The organism is Rahnella perminowiae, from assembly GCF_019049695.1.
GTDB lineage: Bacteria > Pseudomonadota > Gammaproteobacteria > Enterobacterales > Enterobacteriaceae > Rahnella > Rahnella perminowiae.
The window spans coordinates 1-474 of sequence record NZ_JAFMOT010000090.1 but is presented as its reverse complement, the minus strand read 5'-3'; the positions used below and the strand labels follow the sequence as shown (position 1 = coordinate 474).

1 protein-coding gene is annotated in these 474 nt (G+C 66.7%); it reads left to right on the top strand.

The features are described 5' to 3' along the window. Positions 1-27 precede the first annotated feature (27 nt). Positions 28-474: hypothetical protein (locus J1781_RS00435; protein WP_217233027.1), on the top strand; the 447-nt coding region annotated here is incomplete at its 3' end.

The following is a 474-nucleotide window of genomic DNA, read 5'->3' as shown; positions in this document are numbered from 1 at the left end:
CCCGAACGCCGACCCACGGAGATCGCCATGCATCGCACTGTCCTTTCGACCGCCCTTTCGATCGCCCTTGCTGCCTGTGTGTTGGGCCCAGCGCCGGCATATGCGACGGCTGGCGTCACCCAGGCCGCAGCCGAGGACACGCCTGCCGCCACGCCGCGCGGCACCACGTTCGTCCTGCCCGAGGGATGGACTCAGCGCGTTGAGGGCAACGCGGTGTTCCTGATGCCACCCGAAGCCAATGGCGGGCGCATGGCGATCATCGATGCCAGCGGCAAGGATGCGGATGCGGTGGTGGCCGAAGCCTGGAAGGCGATGGGGATCACTCCGAAGTTCATGGTGGCCACCGATGCCGCACCGAGCGACGGCTGGGACCAGCGCCGCTTCTACGACTACGACGTACCCAAAAACGCAAAGCGCTTCATCTACGCAGGCGCCCTGCGCAAGGGGGACCAGTGGACTGCGGTGGCATTGGAC